Below are 20,673 nucleotides of genomic sequence, written 5' to 3'. Positions count from 1 at the left end.
CCGCCACCACCACCACCTTGCGAGTAACCACCGCCGCCGCCCCCGCCTTGCGAGTAGCCGCCGTCGTCTTCCGGACCGCCCGACGGACCGCCCTGGCCCTGGCGGCTGCCCAGCATCTGCATCTGGTCGGCGCGGATTTCGGTGGTGTATTTTTCGATGCCGTCCTTGTCGGTCCACTTGCGCGTGCGCAGCGAACCTTCGACATACACCTGCGAGCCCTTGCGCAGGTACTGGCCGGCGATTTCGGCCAGGCGGCCGTTGAACACGATGCGGTGCCATTCGGTGGCTTCGCGCATCTCACCGCTTTGCTTGTCTTTCCAGCGATCGGTGGTGGCCACGGTGACGTTTGCGACCTGATCGCCGCTCGGGAAGGTCCGCATTTCGGGGTCGCGCCCCAGGTTGCCGACGACGATGACTTTATTGACCGATGCCATATGCACTGCCCCTGATAAGTAGATGAAGGAGGAGGTTGAGAGGAACCCTCCATTCTGCCTGAGCTGAGATCGGCCCGGCGCTGGCCGGCCTGGGCGGGGGCGTCCGCCGCCGTCCATCCCCTGGTCATGACAGGCGGAGCCGGCGCCTCTATCATGTCCGGTTGCCCTCGGACGACCGCACCCCTTGAATTCACCCACCACTGAAGACACCCCGGAGCGTGACGCCTACCTTGGCGCCCTGCTCGCCCAGCAGCGCATCAGCATCCGCGGCGCGCGCACCCACAACCTGAAGAACGTCGATCTCGACATCCCGCGCAACAAGCTGGTGGTGATCACCGGCCTGTCGGGCTCGGGCAAGTCGAGCCTGGCGTTCGACACGCTGTATGCCGAGGGGCAGCGGCGCTACGTGGAAAGCCTCTCGGCCTATGCGCGGCAGTTCCTGCAGCTCATGGACAAGCCCGATGTCGATGTGATCGAGGGCCTGTCGCCCGCGATCAGCATCGAGCAGAAGGCCACCAGCCACAACCCGCGTTCCACCGTGGGCACGGTGACCGAGATCCACGACTACCTGCGCCTCTTGTACGCCCGCGCCGGCACGCCCTTCTGCCCCGACCACCACCTGCCGCTGCAGGCGCAGACGGTGTCGCAGATGGTCGACGCGGTGCTGGCCCTGCCCGACGAGCCCCGGCTGATGATCCTGGCGCCCGTGGCGCGCGAGAAAAAGGGCGAATTCCTCGAGCTCTTCACCGAGATGCAGGCCGCCGGCTACGTGCGCTTTCGCGTCGACGGGCAGACCTACGAATACAACGACCTGCCCAAGCTCAAGAAGACCGAGAAGCACGACATCGACGTGGTCATCGACCGCCTGCGCGCGCGCCCCGACATGCAGCAGCGCCTGGCCGAGAGCTTCGAGGCCGCGCTGCGCCTGGCCGAAGGCCGCGCCATTGCGCTGGAGCTGGGCGCCGAGGGTGCGCCCGACAAGGAACACCTGTTCAACGCCAAGTTCGCCTGCCCGATCTGCCACTACTCGCTGTCGGAGCTCGAACCGCGCCTGTTCTCGTTCAACTCGCCCGTGGGCGCTTGCCCGAGCTGCGACGGCCTGGGCCACCGCGAGGTGTTCGACCCGGTGCGCGTGGTGGCGTTTCCGTCGCTGTCGATCGCCAGCGGCGCCATCAAGGGCTGGGACCGCCGCAACGGCTACTACTTCAGCATGGTCGAGAGCGTGGCCAAGCACTACAAGTTCGACGTCGACGCGCCCTTCGAGTCGCTGCCGGCCTCGGTGCAGCAGACGCTGCTGCACGGCTCGGGCGGCGAAGAGATCAAGTTCAACTACACCATGGAATCGGGCAACTTCGCGGGCAAGAAGCTCACGAAGAAGCACCCCTTCGAGGGGATCATCCCGAACATGACGCGGCGCTACCGCGAGACCGACTCGGTGATGGTGCGCGAAGACCTCGCGCGCTTTCGCAACCAGCAGCCCTGCCCCGACTGCGGCGGCTCGCGGCTGCGGCGCGAGGCGCGCAACGTGTTCCTGGTGGACGACGCCGGGCACGTGGGCGCGAACGGCGGCGAGCCGCCGCGCATGGCCATCTTCGAGCTGAGCCACCTCACGCTGCGCGACGCCTACGCCTGGTTCAGCACGCTCAAGCTGCGCGGCGCCAAGGCCGACATCGCCGACAAGGTGGTGCGCGAGATCGGCCTGCGCCTGAAATTCCTCAACGACGTGGGCCTCAACTACCTGAGCCTGGACCGCAGCGCCGAAACCCTGTCGGGCGGCGAGGCGCAACGCATCCGCCTCGCGTCGCAAATCGGTTCGGGCCTCACGGGCGTGATGTACGTGCTCGACGAGCCCAGCATCGGCCTGCACCAGCGCGACAACGACCGCCTCATCGGCACGCTCAAACACCTGCGCGACATCGGCAACAGCGTGATCGTGGTCGAGCACGACGAGGACATGATCCACGCCGCCGACCACGTGATCGACATGGGCCCCGGCGCCGGCGTGCACGGCGGGCGCGTGATGGCGCAGGGCACCTACGCCCAGGTGTCGGCCAACCCCGAGTCGCTCACCGGCCAGTACCTCTCGGGCGTGAAGAAGATCGAGGTGCCCAAGCACCGCACCGCCTGGCTGCCGGCCGTGAAGAAGCCGGCCTTCAACGAAGGCAAGAAGCCCTCGCGCTTTCCGCAGAGCCCCGCGGCCGAACGCCGCGCGGCGCGCGAGGCGGCCCATCTGGCTTCGCAGACCGACCTGCAGGAGATCCGCGTGGTCGGCGCCACCGGCAACAACCTGAAGAACGTGAGCGTGGCCTTCCCCGTGGGCCTCTTGACCTGCGTGACCGGCGTGTCGGGCTCGGGCAAGTCGACGCTGGTGAACGACACGCTCTACACCGCCGTGGCGCGCACGCTGTACCGCGCGCACGAAGAACCGGCCGCGCACGAGTCGGTCGAAGGCATCGAGTACTTCGACAAGGTCATCAACGTCGACCAGAGCCCCATCGGCCGCACGCCGCGCAGCAACCCGGCCACCTACACCGGCCTGTTCACGCCGATCCGCGAGCTGATGGCCGAGACCAACACCGCGCGCGAGCGCGGCTACGGCCCGGGCCGCTTCAGCTTCAACGTGGCGGGCGGGCGCTGCGAGGCCTGCCAGGGCGACGGCGTGGTGAAGGTCGAGATGCACTTTTTGCCCGACGTGTACGTGCCCTGCGAGGTCTGCCACGGCCAGCGCTACAACCGCGAGACGCTCGAGGTCCAGTACAAGGGCCGGAACATCGCGCAAATCCTCGAGATGACGGTCGAGACCGCGCACGAGTTCCTGAAAGCCGTGCCGACCATCGAGCGCAAGCTGCGCACGCTGCTGGACGTGGGCCTCTCCTACATCAAGCTCGGCCAGTCGGCCACCACGCTCTCGGGCGGCGAGGCGCAACGCGTGAAGCTCGCGCTCGAACTGAGCAAGCGCGACACGGGCCGCACGCTCTACATCCTCGACGAGCCGACCACCGGCCTGCACTTCGCGGACATCGAACTGCTGCTCAAGGTGCTGCACCAGCTGCGCGACGCGGGCAACACCATCGTCGTCATCGAGCACAACCTGGACGTCATCAAGACGGCGGATTGGCTCATCGACATGGGCCCCGAGGGCGGTGCCGGCGGTGGCACGGTAGTGGGCGAAGGCACGCCGGAAGACATCGCGGCGAACGAGGCGAGCCACACGGGGCGCTACCTGAAGCGGCTATTGACGAACTGAAAGCCGATTGAGCGGCAACGCTCAATCGCTCGAGTCGCCCAACAAACCTCGCTGTCCGTTCTCGAACCAAGCGGTGTCAAAGCCATCCGCCAGCAAGATCGGCTTCACGCTGCTGGTGCCCGCCTTGTTCAGCCGATCCAGATACTTCACTAAAGTCTGCGCGTCCTCGGTGAGGACGTGCGTCAGCGACTCGCAGATGGCTTGAGCGATCAGCTTGATGTCGTCTTTGACAGCGCTGCGATCGTCTCCGGCGTCACGCTGGAGATCCTGCATCAGCAGACCCGCCATCATGGCGTGGTCGATATTGAACGGCAGCACTTCGAAATTACGCAATGGCAAATCGGTCACTGCTTGCTTGACCTGAAATTCCGAAGCAGCGATCGCCGACAGGTAAAGCGGAACACCACGCTTCAAGGCTTCGCGAAGATAGCTGACCGCCGTTTGATGGTGCGCGCGCGCCGGATCGGCCAGCGAAATCAGATAGCTCGTATCGAGCAGGATCGCACTCACTCCTTGCTTCCCCGAAGCTCGTCAACCCACACTCCAGCATCGGGTACGTCACGCCACGCCTTGGCGCCGCGTTGAATCAGGCGGTCAAGGTCTTTCTGTTGGAGCCGGCTTTCGTGCTCGACAAACTCCAGCAGCCTGGCACCCCGATACTCGCGCGTCACAACGTTGTACTCTGCGACGATCCTGATCATTGCCGGCTTGTAGAGGCGATTGACCTTTTCGTCTCGAAGCATTTCACGCGCGGCGTCGACCAACAACGCCTTGCCGTCGGGCAGACGAATGTGTGCATTCGGCTTTGCGTGCCCGCCCATGTCTTCAATCTCACCGCGCACATAGCGTTCGACGCGCACCCACTGGTCGGCATCATCGGCTCTGAAATCGGACTCAGCGCTGACCACGATGGCCGTGGGGAGAAAGTCTGCCGCAATGCTCACTCGCCAACGGCGACTGCCACGCGCACTCTTCTGCCACCGCTCCATCACCGCGCGTCGCTTCGGTCCAACACCATCCATCTCCTGGGAGCTGGCTAGCTTGCGCAAGTCGTTCATCAAGACAGGGTTGGCCGTTGGTTCCGTGCGAAAGGCCAACGATCCCTTTTCAATAGAGACATCAAGCGCGGTGGTATCGACGTCGTTGCCGTCTCCGCGCAGGAATTCATCCACATCTTTGGCAAAGCTGCGCAACACGGACAGCGGCACTCTGTCGGGCGAGATTTCATATCCAGCCGACTCATCGTGCAACGCTATCAGTAACTCTTGCGCTTCCATCGGATCATTCTAGGTGTCCAAGCAGCTTCCGTGTATAGGCATCCCCAAGCACAGCCACGCTGCCGCCAGCACGAATGCGCGGGCCGCGCCACAATCGCGGCCCATGCCTTCCTTCACGCCGCGCCAGTTCGTTCTGCTCGTCCTCCTCACCCTCGCGTGGGGCTTCAACTGGCCGGTGATGAAACTCGGCGTGGCCGACTACCCACCGCTGGCCTTCCGCGCGATTTCGATCTGGCTGGGCGTGCCTGTGCTGGCGATCGCGCTGGTGGTGATGAAGGTGCCGTTCCGCGTGCCGCGCAGCGCCTGGCCCGAGTTGGTGTGGCTGGGCGCGACCAACATGTTCGTCTGGCACGCCTGCATCATCCTGGCGGTGAAGGCGCTCTCGGGCGGGCGCGCCGCGATCCTGGGCTACACGATGCCGGTGTTCTCCGCCGTCATCGGCGCGCTGCTGTTCTCGGCCGTGCTCACGCGCCGCGCATGGACCGGCGTGGGTGCCTGCGCCATCGGCGTCGGGCTGCTGCTGTGGCACGAGCTCACCGACTTCGCCGGCCGCCCCGGCTACGTGGCGCTGGCGCTGGTGGCCGCCGCCACCTGGGCGCTGGGCACGCAGCTGCTGCGCCACACGCGCATCGGCCTGCCCACGCTCACGCTCTCGTTCTGGATGACGGCCATGACGGCCGTGGTGATGACGGTGCTCTCATTGCTGTTCGAGCGCGACCAATGGCGCTCGCCGGGCGCCGTGACCTGGGGATCGATCGCCTACAACGCGGTGCTGATCTTCGGCTTCGCGCACGCGGCCTGGTTCTACCTGGCACGCGGCCTGCCGCCGGTGGCCTCGACCCTGAGCGTGATGTTCATCCCCGTGCTCGGCGTGTTCAGCGGCGCCGTGTGGCTCGGCGAGGTCGTGCACTGGCAGGACTGGGTGGCGGTAGCGCTCATGATGGTCGCCATCGCCTCGGTGCTCTTGCCTTCGCGCAGCAGCAGCAGCAACGCGAAGGCCTGAACTCAGGTCGTCGTCTGCACGTGCAGGCGGCTGGTCTTGCAGCGGTGCAGCGCGCGGTAGTGCTCCAGCGGCCGGCCGTTGGCGCCGTAGGCGATCGATTCGATGCGCAGCAGCGGCTCGGGCTGCGGCAGGTCGAGCAGGCGGCAGGTCTCGGCGTCGGGCAGCACGGCGTCGATCCAGCGTTCGGCGCGCACCAGCCGCACGCCGTACTGGCGGCGCAGCACGTCGTACAGCGAGCGGTCGTCCAGCCGCGTGCGGTGCAGGCCCGGTGCCAGATCGGCCGGCACGGCCGTCTCGACCAGGAGGCGCAGCTCGCCGTCGACGCTGCGCAGGCGCTTGAGGCCGACCACCTGCGCGTCTTCGGTGAGGCCCAGCGCGGCGGCTTCTTGCGCGGTGGCGGCGCGCAGTTCCTGCACGAGGATCTGCGTGCGCACCGAGCGGCCCTTGCGCTCCATCTCGTCGGAAAAGCCCAGCACGGTGGAGACGAAATCTTCGTCGCGCTCGCGCGCCGACACGAAGGCGCCACGTCCCTTGATCTTGTAGATGAGGTTGTTGCGCACCAGGTCGGCCAGCGCCTCGCGCACCACGATGCGCGAGATGCCGAACTGCTCGCCCAGCTCGGCCTCGGACGGCAGCTTGGCGCCGATGGGCAGCACGCCCTGCAGGATCTGCAGCCGGATGGCGTCGCGGAACTGCGCCCACAGCGGCGATTCGGAGTTGCGGTCGAGCGAGGTCGTCGACACGGTGTCGGGGGCGGTGGAAAGGGTCACGTTAGGTCGGGCCGAGGACGGGGCTGGCCATCAATGATGCATCGAAAGCGGAAGGCGCCGGCTCATTGGCCGCCACCGGCTGCAGGCGCACGCCGTGCCGCTCGCGCAGGGCGGCGGCGCAGGCGCTGAGTTCCTGGTGGGCGCGGGCCGCGTCCCAGCCGAGGGCTTCGGCGGCCACGCCGGCGATCTCGGCGAGCGCGTCGTCGGTGACCAGGCCGCGGATGGCCAGCAGCGTGCGGCGGATCACGAGGTCGTCCAGGTGCACGACGCCGGTCTCCATGCACAGGTACGAGAGTTCGGCCGCCGAGTACTCGGGCGCATGGCGCAGCGGCGTGTCGCCCGAGGCCGCGAGGCGCTGCGCCAGCGGCAGCGCCTTCGAGCCGTAACGGCGCAGCAGGCCCAGCGCACGCGCGCGGCCCAGGCCCGAGCCGGCCGTCATCTTGTCGATGAAGCGCTCGGTGGCGGCCGCGTCGGCCGGCAGCTCGGCGCCGCCGCCGATGGGCAGCGACTCGGTCGAGGCTGTGCGCGAGCGGCCCAGGTGGCGCAGCACGTGGTCGGTGGCTTCTTCGGCCAGGGCGCGGAAGGTGGTCCACTTGCCGCCCACGAGGCCGACGATGGGCACGTCGCGCGTGGCGCTCGGCGGGTCGACCACCACCGAGTGGTCGCGCGAGATCTGGCCCGGCTTGTCGGCGTCGGAGCGCGCCAGCGGGCGCACGCCGACGTAGGTGTAGATCACATGATTGCGGTCGAAGGCCATGTTGGGGAACACCTCGCGCAGCACGTCGATCAGGTAGTCGATCTCGGCCGGCTCGGTGACGATCTGGTCGGGGTCTTCCACCGGGATGTCGGTGGAGCCCACCAGCACACGGTCGAGAAACGGATAGACGATGCACACGCGCCCGTCCACCGCCTCGAAGTAGGCCATGCGGCCGTCGAGCGCGTCGCGCAACGCCGGGTGGTCGAGCACGAGGTGCGAGCCCTTGGTGCCCATCACGCGCGGGCCAGCACCGCCGAGCACGGCCGCGCTGCGGTCGAGCCAGGCGCCGGTGGCGTTCACCACGGTGTCGGCCGTGACGCGCACCAGCGCGCCGGTGATCTCGTCGCGCAGCGTGAGGATGTTGCCCGCGCAGCCCGTCACGCGGCAGTAGTTGGCCGCGGCCGAACGCGGCTGGTCGCGGCAGGCGTCGCCGATCAGTTCGAGGATCAGCCACTCGGGATGGCTGATCCAGGCGTCGAAGAAGGTGGCGGTCCAGCGGATGGCGGCGCGGAACAGGCGGCGGTCGTTGGTGGGCACACGGCTGATGCGGTGGCCCGGCATCACGCGCTGGCGGCGGCCCAGCAGGTCGTACAGGCGCAGGCCCGCGGCCACGGCCAGCAGGCCGCGCGTGCGCTGCGGCGGCGTGCGGCCGAAGAACTTGAGCGCGCTGCTCAGCAGCCCGCCGAAGAAGCTCGACAGCGGCACCACGGTCTTCAGCGGCTGCACCAGGTGCGGCGCGTTGCGCAGCAACAGGTTGCGCTCGCGCGTGGCCTCGGCCACCAGCGAGAAGCTGCCGTTTTCCAGGTAGCGCAGGCCGCCGTGGATCATGCGCGAGGGCGCGCTGCTGGCGCCGGCGCCGAAGTCGCCCTTGTCGACGATGAGGCAATCGACGCGCTGCAGCGACAGGTCACGGAACACGCCCACGCCGTTGATGCCGGCGCCGACGATCACCGTCGAGAAGTGGCGGCCCTCCAGCGAAGCCGGACGGACAAAAGGCAGTTGCCACGCGCTCATGACGCACCGCCCGAAAGATGGTTGAAGACAGGAAACATGCGATCGATCAGTTCGTTGAATTCGGCGTTGAAATCGGCATGGGCCCGCGCGTCGCGCGCGTCGGGTTCGATGAGTTCGCAGGGCGCGCGCAGCGGGCTGGCAGGCCCCGCGTCGTCGAGGTCCTGCGACATCGCGGCATAGAGGGCGGCGCCGCGCGCGCCGGTTTCGTCGTCGGCGCAGCGCTCGACCGGGTGGCCCAGCAGTGCCGCGAGCAGGCGCACGAGGCGCGCATCGCTGGCGCCGCCGCCCAGCACGCTGGAGGCCGACACCGGCAGACCCTGCGACGCCAGGCGCGCGGTGTGGCGCGCATGCAGCGCGGCCACGGCATCGACCACGGCGCGCGCCATGTCGGCGGGCGTGTGGTGGCTCTTGAGCCCGACGAAGCCGGCCGTGATGCCGCCCCCACCATTGATGAAAGGCAGGAAGCGCAGGCCGTTCGCACCGAGCGGCACGCCCATGGCCAGGTCGACCACGGCGCGCGCATCGGGCAGGCCGAGCGCGCCGGCCAGCCACGCGATGTTGGCCATCGACGAGGGGCTGTTCTCCATGTACAGGCGCTCGCGCGTGCGGCCGAAGTTGACGAGCGCGGCGACCTGGGGCTGCGGCTCGGTCACCGGGCCGATGACGGCGTTGACGCACCACGTGCCCAGCACCGACACGGCGCGGCCGCGGTCTTCGGCGCCGATGGCGGTCATCGAGGCGAGCAGGTCGATGGCGCCCATCGCCACCGGAATGCCGGTGGGCAGGCCGCACAGCGCCGCCTCGGCCGCGCGCAGCCGGCCGATGGTCTGGCCGCTGGGCACCAGCGGACCGAAGGCGCGCGGCCCGAGGCCGTCGATGCCCGCGAGCTCGAAGGCCAGGGACGACCAGTCGCCGGTGGCCAGCGAGAGCAGGCCGGCGGTGCTGGCGTCGCTCGCGTCGGTGGCGATCTCGCCGGTCAGCAGGAAGCCGAGGTAGTCCTTGGCGAACAGCAGGCGGTGCAGGTCGCCGCGCTGCACGGCGTCGGCGCCCAGCAACTCGGCCGCGATCACCGTGGGCTGGCCGGGCCAGGGGCGGCAGCCCACGTCCGCGAACAGCCGGTCGCCGTGGCGCGCCGAGAGGGCGAGTGCGCGCGCATCGGCGCGCTGGTCGGTGGAGGCGACGGCGCGGCCGCCGACGAGTTCGTTGTGTGCATCGAGCGCGTACAGGCCCGCCCCGTGGCCGGTGCAGCCGATGGCGCACACGTCCGCCGCGCGCGGGCCGAGCTGGCGCGCCACGTCGCCGAGCACGTGGGTCAGCCCCGCGCGGATCGCCGCCGCGCCCACCTCGCACCCGCCGCCGGGCAGCCGCGCATGCCGCAGGGGCAGGCGCGACACGGCCAGGCTGCGCCCGCTCCCCGCGTCCAGGGCCAGCGCCTTCAGGCTGCTCGAGCCCATGTCGATGCCGATCAGTATTTTGGTCTTCATGTCATAACAGCTTCGGCGGAAAAAAAGGCTGTCACCAGTAGCGTTTCCCCTAGTTATCGGGAGAAACGGCCCGCCATTACATTCTAGCCTGTCATAACAACTGTCGTGACACCACGGTCCACAGGTCCGCCACGCAACGGCGGGCCGAAAGCTCTGCCAGTCAACGTGAGGAGACAAAGAATGAGGCGTAATTTCCTGAAGTCCGCGGCCGCTGCCGGTATCGGCCTGGCCGGTGCGAGCGCGTTCGCGCAACAGCAAGCCGCAGCCCCCGCGGCAGGTGCCGGCCTGCGCGGCAATGCCAGCGACGTCTACGTGATGAACGTGATGGTCTCGGGCGTCGAGTACTGGTTCCCGGTCTACGAAATGATGAAGCAGCTCGGCCGCACGCTGGGCGTTCGCACCCGCTACACCGGCACGCCGGAGTACGACGTGAACAAGCAGCTCGCATCGTTCGAACAGGAACTGGCGCGCAAGCCCGCCGGCATCCTGCTGCACCCGATGAACCCCGACCCGTTCATCGAACCCATCAACCGCGCCGCCGCGATGGGCATCCCGGTCGTGACCTTCGCGGCCGACTCGCCCAACTCCAAGCGCACCTCGTTCATCACCTCCGACAACGACCGCGAAGGCAACCAGGCGGCCGACGCCATCGCCGCGTCGCTGAACGGCAAGGGCGAGTACGCCGTGCTCGAGAACCCGGGCCAGGACAACCACGACCGCCGCATCGCCGCCTTCGTCAACCGCATGAAGGCCAAGCACCCGGGCATGAAGCTGGTCGGCCGCGCCGCCAGCAACCAGGACCCGAACAAGGCCTACCAGGCCGTGCTGAGCCTGGCGCAGGCCAACCCGAACCTGGGCGCGCTGTTCATGCCCGAGGCCAACTCCGCGCTCGGCGCGGCGCAGGCCAAGGTCGAGACCAAGAAGAACATCAAGGTGATGTGCTGCGACGTCAACGCCAAGATCCTGGACATGATCAAGTCGGGCGACGTGTTCGGTGCCATCAACCCGAACCAGGGCATGCAGGGCTACATGGGCATGATGATGCTGTTCCTGGCCAAGAACCCCGGCCTCATCGATCCGATGAACGACGCCAAGCGCAACGGCACCAACCCGATGTCGGTGCCCTTCCTGGACAACGGACTGGCCGTGGTCAGCAAGGCCAACGCCGACGACTTCTACTGGGACAAGTACCTCGCCCGCCGTGGCACCAAGGGAATCGGCGAGTGAGCACCCCTGCCGCATTGCTTGAACTGCGCGGCATCGCGAAGCGCTTCGGCGCTTCGCGCGCCCTCTCGGGCGTGGACTTCTCGCTCTTCGCCGGCGAGATCCACGCCCTGTGCGGCGAGAACGGCGCGGGGAAGTCGACGCTGATGAACATCATCGACGGCATCCACCAGCCCGACGAAGGCGAGATCGTGCTGTGCGGCCAGAAGGTCGTCATCGACGGCCCCGCCCACGCCATGCGCCTGGGCATCGGCCTCGTGCACCAGGAAATCGCCCTGTGCGCCGACGCCACCGTGGCCGAGAACATCTTCATGCCGGAGATCAACGCCGGCAAGCAGGCGTGGATGAACTTCTCCGCGCTGAACACGCGCGCCGCGACAGTGCTGGCGCGCCTGGGCCAGGACATCGACCCGGCCGCGCTGGTGCGCGACCTGAGCATTTCGAGCCAGCAGCTGGTGGAGATCGCCAAGGCGCTCACGCTCGACTGCAAGGTGCTCATCCTCGACGAACCCACCGCCGCCCTCACCGACAACGAATCGGCCGCGCTCTTCCGCGTGCTGCACGACCTCAAGGCGCAGGGCATCGGCATCATCTACATCAGCCATCGCATGGCCGAGATCTTCACGCACTGCGACCGCGCCACCGTGCTGCGCGACGGACGCAACGTGCACAGCGGCCCGCTCGAAGGCATGACGCCCGACGAGCTGGTGCGCCGCATGGTCGGGCGCGACCTGGGCAACTACTACCCGCCCAAGCAAGCCGGCGCCGCCGACGCGAACGCCGGCCCCGTGCTCGAAGTCGACGGCATCGCCGACGACGAGCGCGTGCACGGCATCTCCTTCACGCTGCGGCGTGGCGAGATCCTCGGCATTGCCGGCCTGATGGGCGCCGGGCGCAGCGAGCTGGCCGAGACCGTGTGCGGCCTGCGCCCCGCGCGGCGCGGCGCCGTGCGCCTGAACGGCAAGACGCTGTCGATCCGCAAGTACAGCGACGCGCTGCGCGAAGGCATTGCCTACCTCAGCGAAGACCGCAAGGCGGCCGGCGTGTTCCTCGACCTGCCGATCGCGCAGAACATCTCGTCGATGGCGCTGCGCCGCGTGAGCTCGGCCCTGGGCCTGCTGCAGCGCGCCAGCGAACACCGGCTCGCGGTGCAGCTGGGCGCCAAGCTCAACCTGAAGTCGGACGGCGTGGCGATCGAGGTGTCCAGCCTGTCGGGCGGCAACCAGCAGAAGGTGGCGATCGCCAAGCTGCTGGCCACGCAGCCCGCGGTGCTGCTGATGGACGAGCCCACGCGCGGCGTGGACGTGGGCGCGAAATCCGAGATCCACCACATCCTGCGCGACCTGGCCGACCAGGGCGTGGGCGTGGTGGTGATCTCTTCCGAACTGCCCGAGATCATCGGCCTGTGCGACCGCGCACTGGTGATCCGCGAAGGGCGATTGGCGGGCGAACTGGCCCATGACGAGATGACGGAGGAAGCCCTGCTGCGGCTGGCCTCCGGACTTTGCGAACCCGAAGAGGCAATGGCATGAACTTTCCGACCAGAATCGACGCAGGCGCCGCGGCCACGGCCACGGCCGGCTCCCTGCAACCCCGCCGAACAGGAGACCCCGTGAAGCAGGCCAACAAGCTCACGAGCATGCGCGAGGCCGGGCTGGTGCTGATCATCGTGGCGCTGTGCGTTGCGATGAGCTTCGCATCGCCCTACTTCCTCACCTGGGACAACGTGCGCGCGATGCTGCTGTCCTTCTCCATCGAAGGCATCGTGGTGGTGGGCATGACCATTTTGCTCATCGTCGGCGGCATCGACCTGTCGGTGGGCTCGGTGGTGTGCTTCGCGATGGTGGTGACCGGCAAGCTCTTTCTCATGGGCATGGACCCGTGGCTTGCGAGCCTGGTGGCCATCGGCGCCAGCGGCCTCATCGGCGCCATGATCGGCGGCTGCGTCACGCGCATCGGGCTGAACCACTTCATCGCCTCGCTGGCCTTCATGGTGATCGTGCGCGGGCTGTGCCTGGCGCTCACGCAGGGCACGCCGCAGTCGCTGTTCTCGCTGCCGGCCGAGTTCAAGTTCATCGGCCAGGGCACGCTGTTCGGCGTGCCGGCTGTCATCTTGATCTTCCTAGCCATCGTGATCGTGAGCGACTTCGTGCTGCGCCGCTCCACCCTGCTGCGCCGCGTGTTCTACACCGGCAGCAACGAGAAGGCCGCGCTGTACGCCGGCATCCGCGTGGGCCGCGTGAAGTTCTGGGTCACGGTGCTGTGCTCCGCCTCGGCGGGCCTGGCCGGCGTGATCTACACGGCGCGCTTCGGCGCCGCCACGCCGACCTTCGGCATGGGCATGGAACTCAACGTGATTGCCGCGGCCGTGATCGGCGGCGCCAGCCTCAAGGGCGGCTCGGGCACCGTGCTCGGCGCCGTGCTCGGCCTGGCCCTGCTGTCGGTGGTGACCAGCTCGCTGATCCTGCTCGACGTGTCGCCTTACTGGCAGGACGTGATCAAGGGCCTGATCCTGCTCGCGGCCGTGACCATCGACCACATCCTGAACACGAGAAAGACCAAGCGATGAGCAACGCAACGCAGATGAAGAAGACCACCCTGGGCCCCTCGGGCATCGAAAGCTCGGCCATCGGCCTGGGCACCTGGGCCATGGGCGGATGGATGTGGGGCGGCGGTGACAACGCCGCCGCCGTGATCGCCATCCAGGCCTCGCTCGATGCGGGCGTGACCCTGATCGACACCGCACCGGCCTACGGCCTGGGCCGCTCCGAGAGCATCGTCGGCACCGCGCTCAAGGGCCGCCGCCACGAGGCCGTGATCGCCACCAAGTGCGGCCTGGTGTGGCACACGCAGCAGGGCACGCACTTCTTCGAGGAAGACGGCCACCCGGTGTACCGCTACCTCGGGCGCGACTCGATCTTCCATGAATGCGAAGAGAGCCTGAAGCGCCTGCAGACCGACTACATCGACCTGTACATCACGCACTGGCAGGACCACACGACGCCCGTGGCCGAGACCATGGACGCGCTGCTGGCCCTCAAGAAACAGGGAAAGATCCGCGCCATCGGCGTGAGCAACGCGACGCCCGAAATTCTTTCGGAGTACCTGAAGCACGGCCCGGTCGATGCGGCGCAGGAGCTCTACAGCCTCATCGACCGCGGCATCGAGACCACGCTGGCGCCGCTGTGCGCCGAGCACAACGTGGCGGTGCTGGGCTATTCGTCGCTGGCGCTGGGCCTGCTGGCCGGGCCCATCGACCCCGCGCGCGAATTCAAGGGCGACGACCAGCGCGCCACGAACCCGCGTTTCAGCGAAGCCAACCGCGCGAAGCTGAAGGCCTTCTTCGACACGCTGGAGCCGCTGCGCACGCACCTGGGCTGCTCGTTCGGCCAGATGATGATCGCCTGGACCGTCGCACGCGGCACCGTCTCGGTGGCGCTGTGCGGTGCGCGCGTGCGCCAGCAGGCCATTGAAAACGCCGGCGCCGGCGCGGTCGTGCTCGACGGCGAAGCGCTGCAGCTCATCGACGCTGCGGCCAAGCGCCACCTGGACGCGCTCGCCTGAGCGCGCGCCTTTTTCCTCCCTTCCTTTTTCCTCAACACGGAGTTCTTCCTTCATGTCGAAAGACAAGACCGCGCGGCTCAACCGCCTGCTGCACAACGGCCGCTGCCTGGACATCGCCCTGGACCACGGCGTGTGCAACGAACCCACCTTCCTGGACGGCCTGGAGGACATGCCCGGCGTGATCGACAAGCTCGTGGCTGCGAAGCCCGATGCGATCCAGCTCAACTACGGGCAGTCCGACCTGCTGCAGGACCGGCCCGGGCGCGATCGCCCCGCGCTGGTGATGCGCCTGGACATGGGCAACCCCTACAACGCCGTGCACCACCGCGTGATGTGGGCCGTGCTGCAGAACCAGGACGACCCCGTGCTGCCCGCCGTGCAGCGGGACGCGGCCTGCGTGGTCGTCAACCTGTTCATGCTGCCCGACGAGCCCGACCTGTTCCGCCAGTGCGTGCAGAACATCGCCCGCGTGCGCGCCGACTGCGACCGCTACGGCATGCCGCTCATGATCGAGCCGCTGGTGATGCAGGCGCCCACCGCCACCAGCCGCTACATGGTCGATGGCGACGCAGAAAAAATCGTCACGCTCACGCGCCTGGCGCGCGAGATGGGCGCCGACATCGTCAAGGCCGACCCCACCACCGACGCCACCGATTTCCACCGCGTGGTGCAGGCCGCGCGCTGCCCCGTGCTCGTGCGCGGCGGCGGGCGCGAAGACCTGCAGCAGGTGTTCGCGCGTTCGCGCGTGCTCCTGGACCAGGGCGCCGTCGGCATGGTGTACGGCCGCAACGTCTACCAGCACGCCAATCCCTCGGCGGTGGTGAGCGCACTGATGGCCATGATCCACGACGGTGCCAGCGCCGAAGCGGCCTGGGCTATCTACGAATCGGGCGGCGTGAAGTAAGAGCGCCCAGGCGCTGGTGCCTTCCACGCGGAAGGCACCAGCGCCAACCAGCGGGAGAGCAAGACAGAAGAAGAAGTGGACGGCGGACAACGCATGCGTTGCCCGCCGGGGGCGCGCCTGCGCGTGCGCTTTCCCAGCAAGCGACCGAGTGACTCGAGAGAACCAAGGACAAGAGGGTTCCCTGCGAACTTCAAACAACCTGGAGGCGACGATGAAGATCCGGTATTTCCTGATGGCGTTCCTGGTGCCGTGCGTCACATTGCTGACGCATGCGGCAATCACCGGGGTCAGTCCGATGACGACCCTCAACAAGATGGCCACGGCGGCTGCCGCTGTCGTGGCCGACCCGCTTCCGCTGCAGGGGCCGGGCCTGGGCAACCTCACCTACACCTCGGCGGAACTGTTCAAGCCGGTGTCGATGATCACCAGCGCCGCGCACCCGCTCGATCCGGCGCACAGCGACGCCTACGAGGCGCGCGACGTGCCCGCCACGTACCCGGGCCGCAAGGATTACGGCATGAACGCCGGCATCATGGTCAACGGCTACTTCCTCACCTCCTTCGCGCCGGACAGCGGCCTCGGCCCCGGCGGCTTCCTGCTGTACGACGTGTCGAACCCGCGCCAGATCAGGCTCGTCAAGAAGATCTACGAGCCCGATGACGCCTCGGGTGGTCGCACCAAGGAATTCCGCGAGACCCATTCCTTCGGCACCGCGAAGATCGGCGGCAAGACCTACGTGGTGTTGCCCAGCATCAACGGCGTCGAGTTCTGGGACTTCACCGACATCAACGACATCAAGCAGGTGAAGAAGCTGGCGCTGCCCGGCGTCAACTCGGGCGACTACGAGAACGTGTCCTGGCAGCTGTGGTGGCAGGCGCCCTACCTGTACGTGGCCTCGGCCGGCCGGGGCATGTTCATCGTCGACGCGACGGACCCCGCGAACGCGGTGGTCGCCAACCGCGGCGCCGGCAAGCCCAACCCGGTGCCCACCGGCGAACTCGGCGGCTTCCGGCTCGGCCCGATCTTCACGATGGGCAACCACATGGTGCTGACCGCGATGGAAAGCAACGGCGGTTTCGCGAGCCTGGACATCTCCGACCCGCTCAACCCCAAGGTGCTCGATTCCATCGCCGGCGCCACGCCGTTCTATTACGCGACCTGCTTCGACGGCAAGAGCGTGCACGCGTCGGCACGCGGCAGCGGCGCCAAGATGTACAGCTACGACCTGAGCGACCGCTCGCGCTTCGTGGCCGAAGACAACCGGCTCGTCATCGACGAGCAGCTGTACTGCGCCACGCAGGACAACTACGTCATCCAGGGCGCGCAGACGCGCATCCACAAGGTGGACGTGAGCAACCCGCTCAACCACGTGGAAGTGGGCCGCGGCAGCATCCTGCGCGAGGACGACCCGAACTTCTCGCACTCGGACAACGGCCAGGTCGCGATGTTCGGCAACCTCGTCTTCGTGGGCAACGACCACGGCTCTGGCAGCGGCTTCGTCGTGCACGCGGTGGACCCCGACACCACCAAGCCCGAAGTGAAGCAGGTCTCGCCCGCCAACGGTGCGAAGCAGCAGGCCCTCAGCTCGCGCATCGGCCTGGGCATGACCGACAACATCCTGCCGGAGAGCGTGAACAGCAACACCTTCATCGTGCGTCCGGTGGGCGGCAACACGCTGGCGGGCACCTACAGCGTGCAGCTGGGCATCGTCAACTTCCATCCCGCGCAGCCGCTGCTGCCGGGCACCAGCTATGAGGTGTTCCTGCCGGCCAACGGCGTGAAGGACTATGCGGGCAACGCCATCGGCGCCGACTACCGCTCCACCTTCAACACCGGCAACGCCAGCGACATCAACCTGATGCACCACTGGCCGCTGACGGGCAACCTGGGCGACCAGATCGGCGCCAACAACGGCACGCCCGCCACCGGCGACGCGTTCGAAAGCATCGGCCTGAACTTCGCGAACCGCACCGCCGGCGTGCCGCTGAAGAACGACACCGTGGCCAGCGCACTGGGCGGCACGGCCTCGCTGAGCTTCTACATGAAGACCACGCAGGCCGGCGCCGCCAACTCGTGGACCGCGCCCGGCATCTTCGGACGCGACCAGTCGGGCGGCACCGACGACGTGTTCTGGGGCTGGCTGGACACCGGCGGGCGCATCAAGCTCTCGGTGGGCAACGACGGCGGCACCACCTCCACCGCGGCCGTGAACGACGGCAACTGGCACCACGTGGTGCTCACGCGCGACGCGGCCTCCGGCGCGCAGGCGGTGTACGTCGACGGCGTGAAGACCACCTCGACCGGCCCGACCGGCACCAAGGGCCTGTCGACCAAGTTCCAGGTCATGGGCCAGATCCAGGGCAACACCGCGCTCTTCAAGGGCACGCTGGCCGAGGTGCGCGTGTACGGCCGCGTGCTCGGCCAGGCCGAGGTGGACACGCTGCGCGGCCAGGCCATCATCGGCGACCCGGGCCTGGGCGGCGGGCCCAAGCTGGTCAACGGCCAGCTGAGCTTCAACCCCGCGACGCTCGGCGCCAGCGGCGTGCAGTTCCGCTGGAACTTCGGCAACGGCACGCAGACGGCGTTCTCGAACCAGCCGAACACGAGCTACACCTACACCACCCCCGGCCACTACACGGTGACCCTGACGGTGAAGGACAGCAGCGGCCGCGAGACCTACTACACCTACAACGTGACCGTCATCGCGCCGGTCACCGCGACCGCGCCCACGCACACGACCAACATCGCGGGCGATGCGAGCCGGGTGTACTCGGTGAACCCCGACAGCGGCACGGTGGCCGCCATCGACGCGCAGACCCTTGCCAAGCTGTGGGAAGTGCGCGTCGGCGACGAAGCCAAGACGCTGGCCGTGGGCCCCGACGGCCGCATCTGGGTCGCGGTGCAGGGCGAGGACAAGCTGGTGGCGCTCAACGCCGCCGACGGCTCGCAGTCGGTGTCGATCCCGCTGGCCTACGGCAGCGGCCCCTACGGCGTGGCCTTCACGCCCAACGGCGCCAAGGGCCTGCTCACGCTGGAAAGCAAGTCGGTGCTCATGAGCTTCGACCCCAGCAACGGCGCCACCACCGGTGCGCTGGCGCTCGAGGGCGGCGTGCGCGGCATCGCCGTGAGCGCCGACTCGCAGGTGGCCTACGTCACGCGCTTCAAGTCGAAGATGACGGGCGGCCAGCTGCACAAGGTGAACCTGCAGTCGCTGACCGCGCTGCAGACCATCCCGCTGCCGGTGGACACCACGACCGTCGACACCGAGAGCCGCGCGCGCGGCGTGGCCAACTACCTGAGCCAGGTGGTGATCTCGCCCGATGGTTCGCGTGCCGTGCTGCCTTCGAAGAAGGACAACATCGTGCGCGGCCGCTTCCGCGACGGCAAGGACCTGCCGCACGACCAGACGGTGCGCTCCATCCTGTCGCAGGTGAACCTGCAAAACGCCGCCGAGGTGTTCTCCGAGCAGATCGACTTCGACGACCGCGCCCCCGCGCGCGCCGCGCTGTACTCGCCCGCCGGCGACTACCTGTTCGTGGCGCAGATGGAAGGCAACCGCGTCGCCATCGTCGACAGCTACACCCGCGCGATTCGCGGCGAGATCAACGCCAGCAGCGCCCCCCACGGCCTGTACCTGGACGCGGCGCGCAAGCGGTTGTTCGTGAACAACTTCCTGGCGCGCTCGGTGTCGGTGCACGACGTGGCGAAGGTGCTGTCGGCCGAGACCAACGCGGCGATCTTCCTGCAGAACGTGGCCACCGTGGCGCAGGAGCCGATGGCGGCCGCGGCGCTGCGCGGCAAGCAGGTGTTCTACAACGCGGCCGACCGGCGCATGAGCAAGGACAACTACATCTCCTGCGCCAGCTGCCACGCGGACGGCGGCGATGACGGCATGGTGTGGGACTTCACCCAGCGCGGCGAAGGCCTGCGCCGCACCATCAGCCTGCAAGGGCGGCGCGGCACCAGCCACGGCAAGCTGCACTGGACGGCCAACTTCGACGAGGTGCAGGACTTCGAGAACGACATCCGCAACGAGTTCGGCGGCACGGGCTTCCTGAGCAATGCCGACTGGGCCGCCACGCAAGCCCCGCTGGGCGCCCCGAAGGCCGGCAAGAGCGCGCAGCTGGACGACCTGGCCGTGTACCTGGGCTCGCTCAACAAGTACATGCGCAGCCCGGCACGCGCCGCGGACGGCAGCCTGAGCGTGGACGCGGTGCGCGGACAGACCGTGTTCAACACGGCCCAGTGCGCCACCTGCCACACGGGCGCCACCTTCCGCGACGGCCTGCGGCACGACGTGGGGACCATCCAGGCCTCGTCGGGCAAGGGCAGCAACCAGCCGCTGGCGGGCGTGGGCTTCGACACGCCGACCCTGTCGGGCACCTGGAACACCACCGCGTTCTTCCACAACGGCCAGGCGGCCACGCTGCAGGACCTGCTCACGGGCGGCCACGGCAACGCCTCCAGCCTGCCGGCGAACGACGTGGTGGCGCTGCGCGAGTACGTGCGCTCGCAGGACACCGCCCCGGCGGTGGTCACGCGGCTGCGCTCCGACCTCAACCCGACGATGTGCGTGAACATCAAGGGCGCATCGACCACCAGCGGCGCGACGGCGGTGCAATGGCCGTGCGGCAACGCGGGCAACGAGAAGTTCACGATGACGCCCGTCACCGGCGGCTACGTGCAGTTCATCGCCGAGCACAGCGGCCTGTGCCTGGCACAGAACGGCACGGCGACCACGAACGCGGCCGTGGTGCAGGTGGCCTGCTCGTCGGGCAACACGGCGCAGTGGAGCCTGGTGGGCGGCACGGTGCGCAACCGCGCCTCGGGCTCGTGCCTGGACGTGCCGAACGGCTCGACCACGCAGGACACGGCGCTGATCACCTGGACCTGCAACGGCGGCAACAACCAGAACTGGACACAGCTGCCGTAAGCACCCCGCTTCGCGCCTGAGCCCAGGCCGGCCGTTTCGACGGCCGGCCTTTTTTTCGTCTG

Annotated in this window: 14 protein-coding genes; 8 read left to right on the top strand and 6 right to left on the bottom strand. The window is 68.2% G+C overall.

The genetic code is table 11. From position 1 onward, the window contains the following. The coding region (ssb, locus tag AC07Y4_RS16945; protein WP_495273744.1) for a single-stranded DNA-binding protein at positions 1–434 on the bottom strand (434 nt) is incomplete at its 3' end. Between the two features lie 184 nt (positions 435–618). Between ssb and uvrA the strand changes: the two genes are divergently transcribed. Then, complete coding sequence (uvrA, locus tag AC07Y4_RS16940) at positions 619–3,681, top strand: excinuclease ABC subunit UvrA (protein WP_487848789.1); 3,063 nt, start codon at positions 619–621, stop codon at positions 3,679–3,681. Between the two features lie 21 nt (positions 3,682–3,702). On the opposite strand, the gene AC07Y4_RS16935 is transcribed toward uvrA, so the two are convergent. After that, positions 3,703–4,191, bottom strand: a complete 489-nt coding sequence (locus AC07Y4_RS16935) for a type II toxin-antitoxin system VapC family toxin (RefSeq protein WP_095743282.1) — start codon at positions 4,189–4,191, stop codon at positions 3,703–3,705. After that, on the bottom strand, positions 4,188–4,958 hold the full coding sequence (locus AC07Y4_RS16930) for a hypothetical protein (RefSeq protein WP_095743281.1): 771 nt from the start codon (positions 4,956–4,958) through the stop codon (positions 4,188–4,190). The genes AC07Y4_RS16935 and AC07Y4_RS16930 overlap by 4 nt, the downstream gene beginning before the upstream one ends. 103 nt (positions 4,959–5,061) lie before the next feature. Here AC07Y4_RS16930 and AC07Y4_RS16925 point away from each other — a divergent pair, with 103 nt between their 5' ends. Continuing rightward, complete coding sequence (locus tag AC07Y4_RS16925; protein ID WP_487848790.1) at positions 5,062–5,961, top strand: DMT family transporter; 900 nt, start codon at positions 5,062–5,064, stop codon at positions 5,959–5,961. A 2-nt stretch (positions 5,962–5,963) separates the two neighbouring features. Here AC07Y4_RS16925 and AC07Y4_RS16920 read toward each other — a convergent pair whose 3' ends face one another. The 3 genes from AC07Y4_RS16920 to AC07Y4_RS16910 are packed head-to-tail and all read right to left on the bottom strand — an operon-like array spanning position 5,964 to position 9,986. After that, the gene (locus AC07Y4_RS16920) at positions 5,964–6,731 is read right to left on the bottom strand and encodes a GntR family transcriptional regulator (protein ID WP_172438465.1); all 768 of its coding nucleotides are present in this window, start codon (positions 6,729–6,731) and stop codon (positions 5,964–5,966) included. A 1-nt stretch (position 6,732) separates the two neighbouring features. Then, positions 6,733–8,502, bottom strand: a complete 1,770-nt coding sequence (locus AC07Y4_RS16915) for a glycerol-3-phosphate dehydrogenase/oxidase (RefSeq protein WP_487848791.1) — start codon at positions 8,500–8,502, stop codon at positions 6,733–6,735. Further along, positions 8,499–9,986 carry an FGGY family carbohydrate kinase gene (locus tag AC07Y4_RS16910; RefSeq protein ID WP_487848792.1) on the bottom strand — a complete coding sequence of 496 codons (1,488 nt, stop codon included), beginning with the start codon at positions 9,984–9,986 and terminating at the stop codon, positions 8,499–8,501. Before AC07Y4_RS16910 ends, AC07Y4_RS16915 begins: the two co-directional genes overlap by 4 nt. Positions 9,987–10,166: 180 nt before the next feature. Between AC07Y4_RS16910 and AC07Y4_RS16905 the strand changes: the two genes are divergently transcribed. The 6 genes from AC07Y4_RS16905 to AC07Y4_RS16880 all read left to right on the top strand — a co-directional run bounded on the left by AC07Y4_RS16905 (position 10,167) and on the right by AC07Y4_RS16880 (position 20,611). Then, positions 10,167–11,213, top strand: coding sequence for a substrate-binding domain-containing protein (locus tag AC07Y4_RS16905; protein ID WP_056584185.1), 1,047 nt, complete (start codon positions 10,167–10,169; stop codon positions 11,211–11,213). Continuing rightward, positions 11,210–12,742: a sugar ABC transporter ATP-binding protein gene (locus AC07Y4_RS16900; RefSeq protein WP_487848793.1), complete on the top strand. Its 1,533-nt coding sequence runs from the start codon at positions 11,210–11,212 to the stop codon at positions 12,740–12,742. Before AC07Y4_RS16905 ends, AC07Y4_RS16900 begins: the two co-directional genes overlap by 4 nt. Beyond that, a complete protein-coding gene (locus AC07Y4_RS16895; protein ID WP_070063424.1) occupies positions 12,739–13,779 on the top strand; it encodes an ABC transporter permease in 1,041 nt (346 codons plus the stop codon). The genes AC07Y4_RS16900 and AC07Y4_RS16895 overlap by 4 nt, the downstream gene beginning before the upstream one ends. Then, positions 13,776–14,774 carry an aldo/keto reductase gene (locus tag AC07Y4_RS16890; protein WP_487848794.1) on the top strand — a complete coding sequence of 333 codons (999 nt, stop codon included), beginning with the start codon at positions 13,776–13,778 and terminating at the stop codon, positions 14,772–14,774. Before AC07Y4_RS16895 ends, AC07Y4_RS16890 begins: the two co-directional genes overlap by 4 nt. Before the next feature lie 52 nt (positions 14,775–14,826). Next, positions 14,827–15,678, top strand: a complete 852-nt coding sequence (locus tag AC07Y4_RS16885; RefSeq protein ID WP_095950695.1) for a class I fructose-bisphosphate aldolase — start codon at positions 14,827–14,829, stop codon at positions 15,676–15,678. A gap of 211 nt (positions 15,679–15,889) precedes the next feature. Next, entirely contained in the window at positions 15,890–20,611 is a 4,722-nt protein-coding gene (locus tag AC07Y4_RS16880; RefSeq protein ID WP_495274832.1) for an Ig-like domain-containing protein, read from the top strand. Positions 20,612–20,673 lie beyond the last annotated feature (62 nt).

It is taken from the genome of Variovorax sp. GW460-12-1-14-LB1 (assembly GCF_059423605.1).
Note: the sequence above shows the minus strand (reverse complement) of the source record. Positions and strands in the feature narration are given on the sequence as shown.

What these genes read in the sequence shown, in the direction of transcription:
- AC07Y4_RS16885 (WP_095950695.1), top strand. Translation starts at nt 14,827, where the DNA reads ATGTCGAAAGACAAGACCGCGCGGCTCAACCGCCTGCTGCACAACGGC.
- AC07Y4_RS16880 (WP_495274832.1), top strand. Translation starts at nt 15,890, where the DNA reads ATGAAGATCCGGTATTTCCTGATGGCGTTCCTGGTGCCGTGCGTCACA.
- AC07Y4_RS16890 (WP_487848794.1), top strand. Translation starts at nt 13,776, where the DNA reads ATGAGCAACGCAACGCAGATGAAGAAGACCACCCTGGGCCCCTCGGGC.
- AC07Y4_RS16905 (WP_056584185.1), top strand. Translation starts at nt 10,167, where the DNA reads ATGAGGCGTAATTTCCTGAAGTCCGCGGCCGCTGCCGGTATCGGCCTG.
- AC07Y4_RS16915 (WP_487848791.1), bottom strand. Translation starts at nt 8,502, where the DNA reads ATGAGCGCGTGGCAACTGCCTTTTGTCCGTCCGGCTTCGCTGGAGGGC.
- AC07Y4_RS16910 (WP_487848792.1), bottom strand. Translation starts at nt 9,986, where the DNA reads ATGAAGACCAAAATACTGATCGGCATCGACATGGGCTCGAGCAGCCTG.
- AC07Y4_RS16895 (WP_070063424.1), top strand. Translation starts at nt 12,739, where the DNA reads ATGAACTTTCCGACCAGAATCGACGCAGGCGCCGCGGCCACGGCCACG.
- AC07Y4_RS16925 (WP_487848790.1), top strand. Translation starts at nt 5,062, where the DNA reads ATGCCTTCCTTCACGCCGCGCCAGTTCGTTCTGCTCGTCCTCCTCACC.
- AC07Y4_RS16930 (WP_095743281.1), bottom strand. Translation starts at nt 4,958, where the DNA reads ATGGAAGCGCAAGAGTTACTGATAGCGTTGCACGATGAGTCGGCTGGA.